This is a genomic window from Subtercola boreus, assembly GCF_006716115.1.
GTDB classification, from domain to species: Bacteria; Actinomycetota; Actinomycetes; order Actinomycetales; family Microbacteriaceae; genus Subtercola; species Subtercola boreus.
The window spans coordinates 1063354-1080232 of the sequence record NZ_VFOO01000001.1 but is presented as its reverse complement, the minus strand read 5'-3'; the positions used below and the strand labels follow the sequence as shown (position 1 = coordinate 1080232).

Annotated in this window: 13 protein-coding genes; 5 read left to right on the top strand and 8 right to left on the bottom strand. The window is 68.2% G+C overall.

What is annotated here, in order from left to right; genetic code table 11:
- Positions 1-6: 6 nt before the first annotated feature.
- From acnA to dut, 5 genes are all read right to left on the bottom strand, one after another.
- The gene (acnA, locus tag FB464_RS05025; RefSeq protein WP_116414836.1) at positions 7-2829 is read right to left on the bottom strand and encodes an aconitate hydratase AcnA; all 2823 of its coding nucleotides are present in this window, start codon (positions 2827-2829) and stop codon (positions 7-9) included.
- Between the two features lie 111 nt (positions 2830-2940).
- On the bottom strand, positions 2941-5340 hold the full coding sequence (locus FB464_RS05020) for an HAD-IC family P-type ATPase (RefSeq protein ID WP_116414837.1): 2400 nt from the start codon (positions 5338-5340) through the stop codon (positions 2941-2943).
- A gap of 22 nt (positions 5341-5362) precedes the next feature.
- Complete coding sequence (locus FB464_RS05015) at positions 5363-6193, bottom strand: DUF3159 domain-containing protein (RefSeq protein ID WP_116414838.1); 831 nt, start codon at positions 6191-6193, stop codon at positions 5363-5365.
- An 8-nt stretch (positions 6194-6201) separates the two neighbouring features.
- Positions 6202-6858: a DUF3710 domain-containing protein gene (locus FB464_RS05010; protein ID WP_116416581.1), complete on the bottom strand. Its 657-nt coding sequence runs from the start codon at positions 6856-6858 to the stop codon at positions 6202-6204.
- A 78-nt stretch (positions 6859-6936) separates the two neighbouring features.
- A complete protein-coding gene (dut, locus tag FB464_RS05005) occupies positions 6937-7389 on the bottom strand; it encodes a dUTP diphosphatase (protein ID WP_116414839.1) in 453 nt (150 codons plus the stop codon).
- Positions 7390-7440: 51 nt separating this feature from the next.
- Between dut and FB464_RS05000 the strand changes: the two genes are divergently transcribed.
- Positions 7441-7893 carry a DUF3093 domain-containing protein gene (locus FB464_RS05000; protein WP_116414840.1) on the top strand — a complete coding sequence of 151 codons (453 nt, stop codon included), beginning with the start codon at positions 7441-7443 and terminating at the stop codon, positions 7891-7893.
- 10 nt (positions 7894-7903) lie between these two features.
- On the opposite strand, the gene FB464_RS04995 is transcribed toward FB464_RS05000, so the two are convergent.
- Positions 7904-8197: a DUF4193 domain-containing protein gene (locus FB464_RS04995; RefSeq protein WP_104244106.1), complete on the bottom strand. Its 294-nt coding sequence runs from the start codon at positions 8195-8197 to the stop codon at positions 7904-7906.
- Between the two features lie 202 nt (positions 8198-8399).
- On the opposite strand from FB464_RS04995, the gene sepH reads away from it, so the two are divergent.
- Together sepH and FB464_RS04985 are read left to right on the top strand one after the other, a co-directional pair.
- Positions 8400-9881 (top strand): septation protein SepH, encoded by a 1482-nt coding sequence (gene sepH / locus FB464_RS20140; RefSeq protein ID WP_116414841.1) that lies wholly within the window; start codon positions 8400-8402, stop codon positions 9879-9881.
- A gap of 47 nt (positions 9882-9928) precedes the next feature.
- Entirely contained in the window at positions 9929-10441 is a 513-nt protein-coding gene (locus FB464_RS04985) for a GNAT family N-acetyltransferase (RefSeq protein WP_246092937.1), read from the top strand.
- Here the strand turns inward: FB464_RS04985 and FB464_RS04980 are convergent.
- Positions 10438-11586: an alkaline phosphatase family protein gene (locus tag FB464_RS04980; RefSeq protein ID WP_116414842.1), complete on the bottom strand. Its 1149-nt coding sequence runs from the start codon at positions 11584-11586 to the stop codon at positions 10438-10440. The genes FB464_RS04985 and FB464_RS04980 overlap by 4 nt on opposite strands.
- Before the next feature lie 27 nt (positions 11587-11613).
- Between FB464_RS04980 and FB464_RS04975 the strand changes: the two genes are divergently transcribed.
- Entirely contained in the window at positions 11614-14217 is a 2604-nt protein-coding gene (locus FB464_RS04975; RefSeq protein WP_116414843.1) for a DNA gyrase/topoisomerase IV subunit A, read from the top strand.
- 91 nt (positions 14218-14308) lie between these two features.
- Here the strand turns inward: FB464_RS04975 and FB464_RS04970 are convergent, their stop codons facing one another.
- Positions 14309-14539, bottom strand: a complete 231-nt coding sequence (locus FB464_RS04970; protein ID WP_116414844.1) for a DUF7455 domain-containing protein — start codon at positions 14537-14539, stop codon at positions 14309-14311.
- A 229-nt stretch (positions 14540-14768) separates the two neighbouring features.
- Between FB464_RS04970 and FB464_RS04965 the strand changes: the two genes are divergently transcribed.
- Positions 14769-16856 (top strand): DNA gyrase/topoisomerase IV subunit B, encoded by a 2088-nt coding sequence (locus FB464_RS04965; protein ID WP_116414845.1) that lies wholly within the window; start codon positions 14769-14771, stop codon positions 16854-16856.
- Positions 16857-16879: the final 23 nt, after the last annotated feature.

Genomic DNA, 16879 nt, shown 5'->3' with positions numbered 1-16879 from the left:
CGGACGTTACGCCGCCGTGACCAGCGAACGCAGCACGTACTGCAGGATGCCGCCGTTGCGGTAGTAGTCCGCCTCGCCGGGGGTGTCGATGCGGAGCACGGCGTCGAACTCGATCGGCGCCTTGCCCTCGGGCGAGTTCGCCGACGGCACCGCGGTGACGTGGAGCGTCTTCGGGGTGCGTCCCTCGTTCAGTTCCTCGACGCCCGAGATGCTGATGACCTCGGTGCCGTCGAGACCGAGCGACGCCCAGCTCTCACCGGCGGGGAACTGCAGCGGCAGCACGCCCATGCCGATCAGGTTCGAGCGGTGGATGCGCTCGAAGCTCTCGACGATGACGGCCTTCACGCCGAGAAGCGAGGTGCCCTTCGCCGCCCAGTCGCGGGAGGAACCCGATCCGTACTCCTTGCCGCCCAGGATGACGAGCGGGGTGCCGGCCTCCTGGTAGTTCTGCGACGCGTCGTAGATGAAGGCCTGGGGAGCATCCGGCTGCGTGAAGTCGCGGGTGTAGCCGCCCTCGACGTTGTCCAGCAGCTGGTTGCGCAGGCGGATGTTCGCGAACGTGCCGCGGATCATGATCTCGTGGTTGCCTCGACGCGAACCGTAGGAGTTGTAGTCCTTGCGGTCGACACCATGCGCGTCGAGATACTTGCCGGCAGGGCTGTCGGCCTTGATGTTGCCGGCGGGGCTGATGTGGTCGGTGGTGACGGAGTCGCCGAGCTTGGCGAGCACCCGGGCATCCACGATCGACGACACAGGCGTGGTCTCGATGGTCATGCCGTCGAAGTACGGGGGCTTCCGCACGTAGGTCGACTCGGCATCCCACTCGAAGGTCGGGCCGGTCGGCGTCGGCAGCGAACGCCAGCGCTCGTCACCGTCGAACACGCTCGAGTACTCGTGGGTGAACATGCCGGTGTTGATCGACGTGTCGATCGTCTCCTGCACCTCGGCGGCGTCGGGCCAGATGTCCTTCAGGAAGACATCGTTGCCGTCGGTGTCCTGGCCGAGCGGGTCGACCTCGAAGTCGAAGTTCATCGACCCGGCGAGGGCGTACGCAATGACCAGTGGCGGGGACGCGAGGTAGTTCATCTTCACGTCGGGGCTGATGCGACCCTCGAAGTTGCGGTTGCCCGAGAGCACGGCGGTGACGGCGAGGTCGTTCTTGTTGATCGCGTCGGTGACCTCTTCGATCAGCGGGCCGGTGTTGCCGATGCAGACGGTGCAGCCGTAGCCGACGGTGTAGAAGCCGAGCGCTTCGAGGTCACCGGTGAGACCGGCCTTCTCGTAGTAGTCGGTGACGACCTTCGAGCCGGGAGCCAGGGTCGTCTTGACCCACGGCTTCGACTTCAGGCCCTTCTTCACGGCGTTGCGGGCGAGCAGTCCGGCCGCGAGCATGACGCTCGGGTTGGAGGTGTTGGTGCAGGAGGTGATCGCGGCGACCGCGACGGCTCCGTGGTCGAGCGTGTAGTCGCCGGCCGACGTGTGCACAGCGGTCGGCTTCGAGACGCTGCCGGGCGCGTGCGACACGTGGCTGTGGGAGACCTCGTGGGCGCGGTCCTCGTCCTGCGCGGTGAACCCGTTCGGGTCGGAGGCAGGGAACGATCCCTCGAGCGCCGCGTCGACCCGCGAGAGGTCCTGCGTGGCGTAGTCGTTGAGGTCGAGTTCGAACTGCGACTTGGCACGGCTGAGCTCGACCCTGTCCTGCGGGCGCTTCGGACCCGCGATCGACGGCACGACCGTCGAGAGGTCGAGTTCGAGGTACTCGCTGAACGAGGGCTCGACGGACGCGTCGTGCCAGAGGTGCTGGAGCTTCGCGTAGGCCTCGACCAGCGCGACCTGCTCGTCGCTCCGGCCGGTCAGGCGCAGGTAGTCGAGGGTCACTTCGTCGATCGGGAACATCGCGGCGGTCGAGCCGAACTCGGGGCTCATGTTGCCGATGGTGGCGCGGTTCGCAAGCGGAACGGCGGTGACGCCCTCTCCGTAGAACTCGACGAACTTGCCGACGACGCCGTGCTTCCGCACCATCTGGGTGATGGTGAGCACGACGTCGGTGGCGGTGACGCCCGCCGGGATCGTGCCGGAGAGCTTGAAGCCCACGACCTTCGGGATGAGCATGGAGACGGGCTGGCCGAGCATGGCCGCCTCGGCCTCGATGCCGCCGACGCCCCAGCCGAGCACGCCGAGGCCGTTGACCATCGTGGTGTGCGAGTCGGTTCCGACGCAGGTGTCGGGGTAGGCGCGGAGAACCCCGCCGACCTCGCGCGTGAAGATGACGCGCGCCAGGTACTCGATGTTCACCTGGTGCACGATGCCGGTTCCGGGCGGCACGACCTTGAAGTCGTCGAACGCCGTCTGGCCCCAGCGGAGGAACTGGTACCGCTCGCCGTTCCGCTCGTACTCGATGTCGACGTTCCGCTCGAGCGCGTTCTCGCTGCCGAAGAGGTCGGCAATGACCGAGTGGTCGATGACGAGCTCGGCCGGTGCCAGAGGGTTGATCTTGGTGGGGTCGCCGCCGAGCGTGCCGACCGCTTCGCGCATGGTGGCGAGGTCGACGATGCAGGGAACGCCGGTGAAGTCCTGCATCACGACACGGGCGGGCGTGAACTGGATCTCGGTGTCGGGCTCAGCGGTCGGCTGCCACGAGCCGAGGGCCTTGATGTGGTCTGCCGTGATGTTCGCACCGTCTTCGGTACGCAGCAGGTTCTCGAGCAGGATCTTCAGGCTGAACGGGAGCTTCTCGAACCCGGGAACGGTGTCGAGGCGGTAGACCTCATACCCTTTGTCTCCCACGGTGAGGGTGTCTTTCGACCCAAAACTGTTTACTGCAGACACGGCGTCTTCTCCTTCGCTGACTACGTCAATCTTGTTCGTCTGGGACAACAGTGGCTAGCAAGGGTCCCCTTACCAAAGTATCTTGACGTCGAGATAACTTTACCACTCCGATCAGGCCCGGTCGACGACCAGTCCCCTGCGTTTCGCGAACCGGTAGTAGAGCTCGATCCCGGATGCCCCCACCGCCCCGATGACGACCACGTAGGCCAGCCACGGGGTGAGGCTGAACGAGAGCATGAAGAAGTCCCGCGTGAAGGTAATGACGAACGACAGCACGAACGCCGCGGTGACGGAGGCCACGAGGATGACCCGGGGCCTCGACAGCGGCCGCGCCAGCACGGAGACGATCCAGAGCGACACCGTGAACAGCGCGATCGTCGTGAGGCTGCGTGCCTCGGACTGAGGCAGCGCCACCCGGAGCGGCGCGTAGGCGATGAGGCACGTGGCCGCTGCGATCAGGCCGGTCGGCAGGGAGAACTTGAGCACCCGGGGCAACACGCCGGACCGATACCGTCTCCGGTTGGGTGCGAGGGCAAGGAAGAACGAGGGGATGCCGATGGCCAGCGTCGACACGAGCGTCAGCTGCCGGGGCAGGAAGGGGAACTCCCACGCCGTCGCCGCCGTCACCAGAGCCAGCACGATGCCGTAGACGGTCTTCGAGAGAAAGAGGTTCGACACCCGCTCGACGTTCGCAATGACCCGCCGGCCGAGCAGCAGCACCTCGGGCAGACGGTCGAACCGGCTGTCGAGCAGCACCAGCCGCGAGACAGCGCGCGTGGCCGGTGTGGCGTTGCCCATCGCGATGCCGAGGTCGGCATCCTTGATGGCCATCGCGTCGTTCACGCCGTCGCCCGTCATCGCGACCGACCGGCCCTGGGCCTGCAGGGTCTTCACGATGCGGCGCTTCTGTTCGGGTGCCACCCGGCCGAAGACGCTGCCGTTCGCCAGGGCCTCGGCGAGATCCTCGTCACTCTCGAGCGTGCTGGCGTCCACTGCCTCGTAGCCGAGCCCCAGCTGACGGGCGATCGATCCGACCGTGTGTGGGTTGTCCCCGGAGAGGATGATCACCCGCACGCCCTCCTCGGCGAAGTAGCCGAGCGTGCCCTTCGCCTCGGGCCGGAGGGTCTCCTCGAGGATGACGAAGCACGCCGGCTCGGCTCGCTCCACGAGCGCGGGGTCGTCGAGCAGGGTGGAGGGGGCATCCGTCGACCGGGCGAGCGCCAGGGTGCGACGGCCGGTCGCTGCGATGGCGTGCGCCTCGGCCAGGGATTCCGGATGCCCGGCGAGCAGCCGCTCGGGCGCACCGAGCAGCCACGTGGTGGAGGTGTCACCCGCGCCGGCCGCGCTCAGACTCACGGCGCTGAATCCCCGCAGCGAACTGAACGCGAGCCGCTCCCCCACGACCGCGTCGCCGAGCTCGAACCTGTTCGACAGCGCCCGCGACGTCGCATTGCCGGCGTCGTCGGTCGAGAGCGCGGCCAGCGCCCGCGTCGCCCCGACCAGGTCGTCGTCCCGGCCCGGCAGCTGCTGCAGACCGTGGAAGCCGATCGCCCCGGTGGTGAGCGTGCCCGTCTTGTCGAGACAGAGCACGTCGACGCGCGCGAGCACCTCGACCGCCGCGAGCTCTTGGACCAGCACGCGCTGCCGGGTGAGTTGAATGGCTGCGACACCGAAAGCAAGGCTGGTGAGCAGCACCAGACCCTCCGGGATGATGCCGACCACGCTCGCGACGGCATCGATCAACGCCTGGCGGTAGCTCTGGTCGTTCGGGTCGAAGAGGGCCGCGAAACCGCCGTAGGCACCGATCCTGCCCAGCAGGATGATGACGATGAGCGGCACCAGGATCCACGACAGGTAGACGAGGATGCGGTTCGTAGCGGCCCGGAGTTCGGAGTGCACGAGGCTGTGGCGCTTGATCTCCGCGGTCAGCCTGCTGGCGTAGGAGTCGGCGCCGACGGCGACCACCCGGGCCTCGCCCGTGCCCGACGAGACGAGGGAGCCCGACATCAGAGTGTCCCCGGCCTTCTTCGGGATCGGGTCCGACTCCCCCGTGAGCATCGACTCGTCGAGGAAGAGGGCGATCGTGGACTCGACCACGCAGTCGGCCGTGATCTGGTCGCCCGGCCGCGCGATCACCAGGTCGCCGAGCACCACCTCTTCCGGGCGGATGACCGCCAGCACTCCCTCCCGGCGCACCGCCGTCTCGGGTGACGCCAGGAGCGCGAGCCGGTCGAGGGCACGCTTCGCCCGGAGCTCCTGCACGATGCCGATGGCCGCATTGAAGACGACGACCCCGAAGAAGAAGCCGTCCCGGAGGTCCCCCAGCAGGCACACCACGATGAAGCAGACCGTGAGGATGCCGTTGAAGAGAGTGAAGACGTTCTCGGCGAGGATGCTCTTCACCGGCCGCGAGGTCGGCGTGCGGGTGACGTTGACCTGTCCGGCCGCGACGCGGGCCTCGACCTCGGCACGCGACAGGCCGGGATCGGTCGCCACCTTCTCCTGGGTCATGCCGCGCTCGCTCTCCTGGTCGTTACGGGCGGTCTGTGGCGGGGTCTTCGACGGGGGCTGAGGCAGGGCCGACGGCGGGATCGGCGGCCGGTTCCGACGCGGCCGAGCCGACTCCCGGCTTCTGGTGCCCGAAGGCTGCCCGCACGAGCAGCCACGTCACCCAGAGCATGGCCGCATAGAGCGGCACCCCGAGCAGCAGCTTGACCGACGCGAGGGCTCCCGCCTCGCCGGCGAGGTAGAGGGGCCCCTCGACGCCGAGCCGCAGGGCGAACAGCCCGACCCAGCACCACGAGGCGATCAGCACCACGCGGAACTTCGCCGGGTCGGCACGCCACCCCGTCATGTCTCCGGTGAGCACGCCCACGATGAGCCCGATCAGCGGCCACCGCACGATGATCGACACGAGCAGCACCACGATGGAGACGGCGTTGATGATGAGCCCGGGAAGGAAGTTGTCCTCCGCCCGGCCCGTGAACAGGGCGAGGGCTGCGGAGATCGCGACACCGATGAGCCCCGCGATCGCCGGCATCACCGGGCTGCGGGTGACGAGACGCACCACGATGAAGACGGCAGAGACCGCGAGAGGAGCCAGCACGCTCGGCGCCAGGTCTTTCGTGAACGTGTAGATGACGAGGAACGCGAGCCCCGGCAGGATCGACTCGATGAGGCCGCGCACGCCGCCGATCGCGCGGATCAGCGACTGTGCGGTCGGGGTCTCGCCGGGGGCCACCTGGCCGATACCCGAGCGCCGGGCCGCCGCCGCGAAGGCGTCGGAGAACGAGGCGGGGCGTTCGGTGGCTTCTGCTCGGACCGCCGGATCGGGTGTCTCGGCGGAACCGTGGGTCTCGGGCATCCTGCGGCTCAGATCGCCGCGCTCGACTTGGGAATGGTCAGCGGGATGAGATCGCGCGGCGGCATCGGCGATCCGCCCCGCACCACGACGACGCTGCGGAACAGCTCCTCGACGGCTGCACGCGACGCCTCGTTCTGCATGGCGTCGCCTGCGATGACCCCGCGGAGGAACCAGCGCGGCCCGTCGACGCCGACGAAGCGGGCGAGCCGCAGCACCGGCGTACCGTCGGGGCCGGGTGCGGGCACCTCGGCGACGAGTTCGGGGCCGAAGACACCCACCTGCTCGACGAGCGTGCCGCCCTGGCCGGTGATCTGGTCGCGGATCTGGGCACGGATGTCGTTCCAGAGGCCCGTGGAGCGCGGAGCGGCGAAGGCCTGCACCTGCAGCGTCGACCCGGCGAAGTCCAGCCCGACCGCCACGACGCGCTGGGTGCCCTCCTCGACCTCGAGTCGAAGCTGGAGACCCTCCCGGGGCAGGATCTTCACCCCGCCGAGGTCGACGTACGGGCGTGCCGGATTGGCCTCGTCGGAGTCGAAGGGGCCGTCGGTGGCACGGTTCTCCGGGGCCGACTTGGCGTCTGCGGGCGCGGTGGCCGCGACATCCGACGATTCGGCCTCGCTCGAAACCGCTTCGAGGTCTGTGGAGCCCTCGTCGGCGACCTCGATGTCGGTGGCGCGAAACCGTCTCCCCTTGGCGCGCTTGCCGGCCGGGGTGGTGCTCTCTGCGTTGTCTGACACGTTCAATCAGCTTCCTGAGGGGAGGGTGGTGGTGCCGGTCGAGCCGAAGCCCCCGACGCCCCGGGCACTGCCCGGGAGGTGTTCGACGGGAACGAAGACGGCCCGTGTCACCGGCATGACGATGAGTTGGGCGATCCTGTCCCCGACGGCGATATCGTACGCCACCGAGGTGTCGGTGTTCAGCAGGGCCACCTTGATCTCGCCCCGGTAACCGGCGTCGACCGTTCCCGGGGAGTTCACGATGGTGATGCCGTGCTTGCTGGCGAGGCCGCTCCGCGGAACCACGAACGCAGCGAATCCGTCGGGCAGGGCGATGGAGACGCCCGTGCCCACGGTGCGTCGCTCGCCGGGGGCGAGGGTCAGCGCTTCGGTCGAGGTGAGGTCGGCTCCGGCGTCACCCGGGTGGGCGTAGCTGGGAATGTGCTCAGCCTGGATGAGAACTTCGGCGGATTCAGTCACGAGTCGAGGGTAGTGCAGTTTGCTCCGACGAAACTCTGATCGAATAGAGGTATGTCGACGTATCGCGAGAGACTCAGCCCCAGCGGCCGGATCTACCTCTATCTGGTCCTGCTGATCCCGGCGAGCATCCTCGTCTTCGCACCGATCAACATGCTCGCAGGGATCATCTGCGCCGTGGTGCTCTACGGCGGCAGCGTGATCACCCTGTTGGTTCTCTCACCGGTTGTCAGCGTGGGTGACGGGATGCTCGTGGCCGGCAAGGCACGCATCCCGCTGTCGCTGGTGGGCGAACCCGAGGCGATGACGGGGGCGGCGGCCACGATGGCGAGGGGGCAGCGGCTCGACGCGCGGGCGTGGCTCTGCATCCGGGGCTGGATCCAGCCGGTGGTGAAGGTGACGATCCACGACCCCGAAGACCCGGTGCCCTACTGGCTCATCTCGTCCCGCAACCCAAAAGAGCTCGTGGCCGCCCTGCAACAGGCTGACCACGAGCTCAGTTCGTAGACGTTGGTTTCTACATCTCGCATTCGATGCAGACGGGCCCGAGCTTCGTCTGGTGATCTATCTGCGACCGGTGCTTCACCAGGAAACAGCTCACACAGGTGAACTCGTCTGCCTGCGGCGGAAGAACCACCACGTCGAGGTCGAGGTCTGAGAGATCTGCTCCAGGCAGTTCGAAGCCACCGGGATTGTCGGCGTCGTCAACGTCCACGACACCAGACATCTTGTCTGGGACCCGCTCCTTGAGTGCCTCGATCGAGTCGGAATCGTCGTCGGTCTTGCGCGGAGCGTCGTAATCGGTTGCCATGCTTATCCACTTCTCATACGCCAGCTGAAACAAAATCGGCGGCGTTAGTTTGCATCATCCAGTGAGGAATAGCAAACCGCCTCTGCGGCCACTATCACCCATGCCCGTAGCAACTTACGGCACGCCCCGAACATTCCCGGGATCCGGCGGTTCGTCATGGCATCCTTGCAGGGAACTCCAGACCAAGACGGGGCCAGAAACCATGCAAGATCTCACAGTCATCGGCATCGAGAACGGGGCACTCCTCGTCTCCTCGGAGACCGGCGAGCGTTACCGCGTGGCCATCGACGAGGTACTCCAGTCGAGACTGCGGCAGAGCACCTCGACCGTCGCCACGGGAGTGAAGGTCTCGCCGCGCGAGATCCAGTCGCAGATCCGCGCCGGGATGAGCGCTGAAGACGTCGCCCGGGCCACCGGGGCCTCCCTGGAGTACGTAGAGCGCTTCGAGGGCCCCGTGGTGGCCGAGCGCCTGCACATCGTGTCCTCCGCGCTCAAGGTCGCCGTGAAGGTGGCATCGTCGAACGATCCGCTGCGCGGCGATCCGCTGAGCGACGAACAGTCGTCCACCTTCGGCGAGGTCATCGACGAACGCCTCGAAGGCCTCGGGGCGACCGACCTGCGCTGGGCCAGCTGGAAGGAAGAGTCGGGCTGGATCGTCAAGCTCACCTTCACCGCCAGCGAGATCGACCACGACGCGCGCTGGCAGTACGAACCGAAGCGCCACTCGCTCACGCCCCTGAACTCGGGAGCGATAACCCTCTCGCAGCACGGCGAACTCTCCGACGGGCTGATCCCGCGCCTCCGCGCTGTCGACCTGAACGGTGTCGAGACGGTGCCGGCGCCGCCCGGCATCCAGCGCACCGCGAAGGCCGGGCTCGGCCTCGAGGAACTGGATGTCGCGCTCGGCGTCGACGAGAGCGACGACGATCCTGGCCGCCAGGGCCGCTCCGGCGAGGACCAGCCGGACGTGTCTGGCGACACCACCCGCCCAGCCACCCCAGCGACTGCCGAGCGCACGGAGAGCCCGGCGGCCCGGTCGATCTGGGGCTCCGTCGCCCGGTCGGCACCGGACACCTCGAGCCGCGAACCCGGCCGCGGTCCTACCGCTCCCCCGGTGATCGTCGAACCGTCCCCCTTCGCCCGCCCCGCGACCCGCACCGACCAGGAGTCCTCGGCCCGCGCCGCAGCGGCGGCTGTCAACCGGGCCACGCCGGCCCCCGCGGCGCACAACGAGACCGCCGACCTCCTGGAGGCGCTGCGCCGCCGTCGCGGCGAACGGGAGTCGGCCACCTTCACGGGCGACGATGACGATCTCGACAGCCTCGACGACGGCCGCGCGGAGCATCCCTCCCAGCACGCGCACGCCGGCATGTTCACCCGCGGCTCGAAGGGTCTGCCGGGTGGCAGTCGCCCGGTGGCGCACCTCGCTCCGACACTCACACCCAGCACGGGGCACGGCACCGATACTGCTTCTCCGGATGAGTCGGGGCAGCCCGCGTCGTCGCAGAACGACAGCGTCGCCGACGTGCCACTCGCCGGCCTCGAACCCGCCGATGCGTCACCTGACCAGGCCGCGCGCGGCCAACGCCAGACCGGCCCGCAGGCCCGTCGGAAGACCCGTGCCTCGATGCCGAGCTGGGATGAGATCGTCTTCGGCGCGCGAAGCGACGACGACCTGAGCTGACGCAGGCTGAGTCGGGCTGGGCCGGGCGTGCTGAGCGGAGTCGTGTCGTGCGCGCCATCCACCTGACCACCCCGCGACTGTTCCTGCAGCCCCTCCGCGTCGCCGACGCGGAGCAGATGGTCGACGTGCTGGCCGATCCGGCGCTCTACCGCTTCACCGGGGGTGAGCCGCCGAGCATCCAGCAGCTGACGTCGCGCTACGAGCGCCAGGTCGAGGGCCGGTCATCCGACGGCCGGGAGCAGTGGCTGAACTGGATCGTGTGCGACCACGCCGCCGGCGCACTCGGCTTCGTTCAGGCGACGGTGACCGGAGGGGGCGGGCCCGCTTCGGCCGCCGAGCTCGCCTGGCTCGTCTCTCCCGCCCATCAGGGCCGGGGCATCGCGACAGAAGCGGCCGGCGCAATGCTGTCGTGGCTCCGCGACGCGGCCGGCGTCACCGTGTTCGCGGCGCACATCCACCCCGACCACGCTGGCTCGGAAGCCGTCGCCCGCCACCTCGGCCTGCACCCCACCGACACCGCAGTCGACGGCGAACGCCGCTGGGAGAGTGATCGCCGCTAAACCTGCGCGAACGCCCCGAAGCGCAGCAGTGGCACATACAGCTCGTCGTCGCTCCACGATCCGTGCTGCCCGATCATCGTGCGCTTGGCGGCAGGGGTGCGCCTCGAGTCGTAGTAGGCCACGTTCTTGCGTGCTGCCACCAGGACGTCGCCGATACGGTTCCGGATGCCCGGCAGCACCTCCCCGAACCAGCCGGCGTCGATCGCCTCGTCCCTGGTCGCGACCCACGCGCGCGAGCCCTCCACCTCACGCCAGGCTTCGGCGAGGGCATCCGCAGCACCCGCCGGCAGCCCCGGTTCGAGGTGCAGCTGCAGGCAGCGGGGGTCGCCGGCCACATGCCGCACACCTTCGACCAACGCGGGCACGGTGTCGAAGAGCACGTGGGAGGTGGTGGGGACGTCGACCATGCCGTGGTCGGCGGTGAGCAGCATCCCTTCCCCGGCTCGGAGCGACGCGGAGAACGAGGCGACAGAGGCGTCCACCGCCTCGAGCGCGGCGATGAACTGGTCGCTCTGCCAGCCGTGGGCGTGCGAAGCCATGTCGAGCTCGGGGATGTAGACGTAGACGAGCTGGCGTCCACCGGCATCGAGAGCGCTGCGGGCGGCGGCGAAACGGTCGGCGATGCTCTTGCCGGCGAGGTAACGGGCCCCTCGCAGAACCGCTTCGGTGAAGCCGCTCGTCGCGTAGCGCGGAGCACCGATGGCTGAGCATCCGATGCCCGCCGCCGACGCACGTTCGAACAGTGTCGGCTGCGCCTGCCACTCACGGGGAACCATCTGCGGCCCCCAGCCGCTCAACTGCTTCACCACGACATCGTGCGAGGGGACGAGTGCGGTGTAACCGACGATGCCGTGTGTTCCGGGCGAGGTGCCGGTTGTGAGCGAAGCCAGGGCTGCGGCCGTGGTGGTGGGGAAGCCGCTCTGCAGCTTCGCTTTCTTCGTGAGCGCCGCCATCAGGTGCCGCGCGTGCCCGCTCCGCGCCCGGAGCGACGAGACGCCGAGTCCGTCGACCAGCACGACGACCACGCGGGAGACGGCCGGCAGGTCGAGCGTATTGGGCTGGCCGTCGAGGGCCGCCAGGCAACTCGGAAACACGTCGACGAGGTGCGGGGCACGGGAATCGAGGGCCGGTAGCATGGTGGGCATTCCGTTCAGTCTATTGAAACAGCAGGTATGACGCCGAGACCACCCGAGCCCGCCCCCGACATTGTCGAGAACATCGAAGACATCGATGTGTCGAGCGAGATGCAGGGCTCCTTTCTCGAATATGCCTACTCGGTCATCTACTCGCGCGCGCTCCCGGATGCCCGTGACGGCCTGAAGCCGGTTCAACGCCGCATCATCTACCAGATGAGCGTGATGGGCCTCCGCCCCGACCGCGGCCACGTGAAGTCGGCGCGGGTCGTCGGCGACGTGATGGGCAAGCTCCACCCGCACGGTGACGCCTCCATCTACGACGCCCTGGTGCGCCTCGCCCAGAGCTGGACCCTCCGTCTCCCGCTCGTCGACGGCCACGGCAACTTCGGCTCGCTCGACGACGGCCCCGCCGCGTCGCGGTACACCGAGGCGCGGCCCGCCCCCGCCGCCCTCTACATGACCGACGGCCTCGATGAAGACGTCGTCGACTTCATCCCCAACTACGACAACACCGAAGTGCAACCGGATGTGCTGCCCGCGGCCTATCCGAACCTGCTGGTGAACGGTGCGAGTGGCATCGCCGTCGGCATGGCAACGAACATGGCCCCGCACAATCTCATCGAGGTGGTGGCCGGTGCCCGGTACCTGATCACGCATCCCGAGGCGACGGTGGATGACCTGATGCAGTTCATCCCGGGCCCCGACCTCCCGGGCGGCGGCACGATCGTGGGTCTCGCGGGCATCCGTGACGCCTACGCCACCGGTCGCGGCGCCTTCAAGACCCGCGCAAAGGTGAGCGTCGAGACGCTGACCGCACGCAAGGTCGGCCTGGTCGTCACTGAGCTGCCCTACCTCGTCGGCGCAGAGAAGGTCATCTCGAAGATCAAAGACGGCGTGAACTCGAAGAAGCTGCAGGGCATCTCCGATGTGACCGACCTCACCGACCGGGTCAACGGACTGCGGCTCGTGATCGGCATCAAGACCGGGTTCAGCCCAGAGGCGGTGCTCGAGCAGCTCTACCGCCAGACTCCGCTCGAGGACTCCTTCAACATCAACAACGTCGCTCTGGTGAACGGCAGCCCGCAGACGCTCGGGTTGAAGCAACTGCTGCAGGTCTACGTCGACCACCGCATCCAGGTGACGACGAGGCGCACGCAGTACCGGCTGACGAAGCGGCGGGAGCGGCTGCATCTGCTGCTCGGGCTGCTGATCGCGATCCTCGACATCGACGAGGTCATCCAGGTCATCCGCAACTCCGACGACACCGAACAGGCCCGCACCCGGCTGATCGATGTCTTCGACCTCGACACGCTGCAGGCCGACTACATCCTCGAATTGCGCCTCCGACGGCTGACGCGGTTCTCGCGCATCGAGCTGGAGACCGAACGCGACCAGCTGTTGAAGGAGATCGAGCACCTCGAGGCTCTGCTGGGCAGCAAGGCTCTCATCCGGCAGACCGTCTCCGAGGAGTTGGATGAGGTCGCCGACGCCCTCGGAACACCCCGCCGAACCCTCCTGACAGAAGCCCGCCCCGCTCCGGCGTCGACGGCCGCCGCCCGGAAGGCCCAGGTCTCCCTCGAGCTGGCCGACGTGCCGTGCCGCGTGTTCCTCTCGACCACCGGGCGCACCATGAGGGTCGACCTGCCGACACCGGCCGAGGTCGTCTCCGGCGGCGGCGAGCTTCCCTCCCCCGCCTCACCGGCACCGGCCCGCGCCTCGGGCGCGCTCCCGCGCCGCAGCAAGCACGATGCTGTTCGCTCGGTCGTCGACACCTCGACCCGCACCGAGATCGGTGCCGTCACGAACCTCGGCCGCGTGCTCCGGATGAGCGTGCTCGACCTGCCCGTTGCGCCGGCGAACTCGGTGCAGCTCGGAGCCGGTGTGCGCATCGCCGACTACCTGACGCTCGACGCCAAGCGGGAACGCGTGATCGCGCTGGTCTCGCTCACCTCGGAGGTGCCGATCGCGCTCGGCACGAAGCTCGGCACCGTCAAGCGCGTGACCCCGGGCGACTGGCCGAACCGGCCCGACTTCGAGCTGGTCACGCTGAAGGCAGGCGACGAGGTGGTCGGTGCGGCACAGCCCGGCGAGTCGTCGAACCTCGTCTTCGTGGCGTCGGATGCCCAGCTGCTGCACTTCCCGGCCTCCGCCGTGCGCCCCCAGGGCCGTCTCGCCGGCGGCATGGCGGGGATCAGCCTCGGTTCGGGCGCAACCGTCATCGCGTTCAGCGCGGTGGAGGCGGCGGCCGCGGTCGCGCCGGGTGCTTCGGACGGTGCAGCAGCTGGCGCGGCGGAGCCCATCGCGGGCGAGCTCGCCGAGACATCCGCAGCCCGCGTGGTGGTCGTGACGGTGGCGTCGAGCTCGGGAACACTGCCCGGCACCGATGCAGGCTCAGCGAAGGTCTCGGAGTTCGCTGAGTTCCCCCCGAAGGGGCGCGCCACGGGTGGTGTGCGTGCGCACCGGTTCCTCCGCGGCGAGGATGCGCTGCAGCTCGCCTGGGTGGGCCCCGCTCCCGCCCTCGCCGTGGGCTCGGACGGTGCTGTGCGCACGCTTCCCGATCCCGGCGCGAAGCGCGACGCCTCCGGCACTCCCCTGGCGGCCGCCGTCGGCTCGGTCGGCTCCGCCGCCACCCTCGACTGACCCGGCCCGGGCACGCCAGCCCGGGCACGAGAAAGCGGCCCCGCCGTCCGGTGGACGAGCGGGGCCGCTTCAGGCTTTCGGGGAGTTCGACCTAGCGCTGCTCGAGCAGTCGGTCGGACTCGTCGTGCCAGCTCTTCGCGATCGGGAACAGCTTGGCGTGCACCTCACGGCCGTGGTGTGCGCAGAACAGCAGGTCACCGCTGTTCATCTCGACACGGATGTACGCCTGCGCACCGCAGCTATCGCAGCGGTCTGCGCCGGTCAACTGGCGGCTCGCATGCAGATCGCCCACCACGTTGGTCTCTGTTGCAATTGATTGCATCTTCTGGCTCCTCACGGGTCGTTACCTCAGACAATCTGTAGAACCCATACAAGCATGAGTATGTTCCCTCGATGTTACATTCGGCTGAGTTTCGCTCTGCGCGTAGCGGAGGGTTGACAGCTGCGTGTCATCGGGGTGGATGACGGTTGACCTCACTAGGCTAAGTCGTCTGAACGGCTTCCGCGCCCTTCACCCGTCATCTTCAGTCACGTCCCAGCTAGGAGCACCCTTGGCATCGTCCGACTACTCGGCCAGGCACCTGTCGGTTCTGGAGGGTCTCGAGGCAGTGCGGAAGCGGCCCGGCATGTACATCGGATCGACCGGCCCGAAAGGGTTGATGCACTGCCTCTGGGAAATCATCGACAACTCGGTCGACGAGGCGCTCGGCGGGCACGGCGACGAGATCTCGATCACCCTGCACGCCGACAACAGTGTCGAGGTGCGCGACCGGGCCAGAGGCATCCCGGTCGACATCGAGCCGCGCACCGGCCTCAGCGGTGTCGAGGTCGTCTTCACCAAACTGCATGCCGGCGGCAAGTTCGGTTCGGGATCGTACGCCGCATCCGGTGGCCTGCACGGCGTCGGCGCCTCGGTGGTCAATGCGTTGAGCGAGCGACTCGATGTGGAGGTCGACCGTGACGGCAAGACCTATGCCATGTCGTTCCACCGCGGCGAGCCCGGCAACTTCGCCGATGCCCCAGGCGCAGCCCCGTCCCCGAGCGCACCGTTCACTCCGTTCGAGAAGCAGAGCGAACTGCGGGTGATCGGCAAGGTGAAGCGCGGAGTGACGGGAACGCGCATCCGCTACTGGGCCGACCCGCAGATCTTCACGGAGACGACCGAGTTCCAGACCTCGGAGCTGGTGGACCGTGCCCGCCAGACCGCCTTCCTCGTCTCGGGGCTCGCCCTCGACATCACCGACAATCGCGGCGAGGTGCCGCTGCACGAGTCGTTCAAGTACGAGGGCGGGCTGGCCGAGTTCGTCGACTTCCTGGCTCCGGATGCCCCGTTGACCGACACCTGGCGCCTCGAGGGTTCGGGCACCTTCACGGAGACCGTTCCCGTGCTGAGCGAGGCCGGCGCGATGGTTCCCACCGAGCTCACCCGCGATTGCGCCGTGGACATCGCCCTCCGTTGGGGAACCGGCTACGAGACGGAGGTGAAGACCTTCGTGAACATCATCTCCACCCCGAAGGGCGGCACCCACCTCGCCGGCTTCGAGGCGGGGCTTCTGCGCTTCCTCCGGAAGACCGTGGAAGACAATGCGCGCCGCCTGAAGGTCGGCAACGACAAGCTCGACAAAGAAGACGTGCTCGCCGGTCTGACCGCCGTGCTCACCGTGCGCCTCCCCGAACCGCAGTTCGAAGGGCAGACGAAAGAGATCCTCGGCACGCCCTCCGTGCGCGGCATCGTCACGAATGTGATCACGAAGACGCTCACCGAACGGTTTGCGTCGACGAAACGCGATGACAAGACGCAGACGGCCCTCGTGCTCGACAAGGTCGTGGCCGAGATGAAGTCGCGCATCTCCGCTCGGGCGCACAAAGAGACCCAGCGCCGCAAGAACGCGCTCGAGAGCTCGTCGCTCCCGGCAAAACTGGTCGACTGCCGGTCGAGCGACGTGACCGGCAGCGAACTGTTCATCGTGGAGGGCGACTCAGCCCTCGGCACGGCCAAGCAGGCGCGCAACAGTGAGTTCCAGGCGCTGTTGCCGATCCGCGGCAAGATCCTGAACGTGCAGAAGGCCTCGGTCAGCGACATGCTCTCGAACGCCGAGTGCGCGTCGATGATCCAGGTGATCGGAGCCGGATCGGGCCGCACGTTCGACCTCTCGGCCGCGCGGTACGGCAAGATCATCCTGATGAGCGACGCCGACGTCGACGGGGCGCACATCCGCACCCTGCTGCTGACGCTGTTCTTCCGCTACATGCGGCCGATGATCGACGCCGGGCGGGTCTTCGCGGCCGTGCCGCCGCTGCACCGCGTCGTGGTGATGAACCCCGGTACGAAGCCGAACGAGACGATCTACACGTACTCCGAGGCTGAACTGAACGGCGTGCTCGCGGGCCTGAAGAAGAGCAACAAGAAGTACCAGGACCCGATCCAGCGCTACAAGGGCCTCGGCGAGATGGATGCCGACCAGCTCGCGCTCACCACGATGGACAAGGCGCACCGCATGCTCCGCCGGGTGCGGGTGGATGACGCGGCCGCCGCCGAGCGCACCTTCGAGCTCCTCATGGGTGACGACGTGGCCCCCCGCAAAGAGTTCATCATCGCCGGCAGCGACACCATGTCGAAGGACCGCATCGACACCTGAGTGGCCCCCCAGTCGGGAGTTTC

Coding starts and splice junctions, on each gene's coding strand:
- FB464_RS05020 (WP_116414837.1), bottom strand. CDS start 5,340: ATGACCCAGGAGAAGGTGGCGACCGATCCCGGCCTGTCGCGTGCCGAG.
- FB464_RS05015 (WP_116414838.1), bottom strand. CDS start 6,193: ATGCCCGAGACCCACGGTTCCGCCGAGACACCCGATCCGGCGGTCCGA.
- FB464_RS05000 (WP_116414840.1), top strand. CDS start 7,441: ATGTCGACGTATCGCGAGAGACTCAGCCCCAGCGGCCGGATCTACCTC.
- FB464_RS04995 (WP_104244106.1), bottom strand. CDS start 8,197: ATGGCAACCGATTACGACGCTCCGCGCAAGACCGACGACGATTCCGAC.
- sepH (WP_116414841.1), top strand. CDS start 8,400: ATGCAAGATCTCACAGTCATCGGCATCGAGAACGGGGCACTCCTCGTC.
- FB464_RS04980 (WP_116414842.1), bottom strand. CDS start 11,586: ATGCCCACCATGCTACCGGCCCTCGATTCCCGTGCCCCGCACCTCGTC.
- FB464_RS04975 (WP_116414843.1), top strand. CDS start 11,614: ATGACGCCGAGACCACCCGAGCCCGCCCCCGACATTGTCGAGAACATC.
- FB464_RS04970 (WP_116414844.1), bottom strand. CDS start 14,539: ATGCAATCAATTGCAACAGAGACCAACGTGGTGGGCGATCTGCATGCG.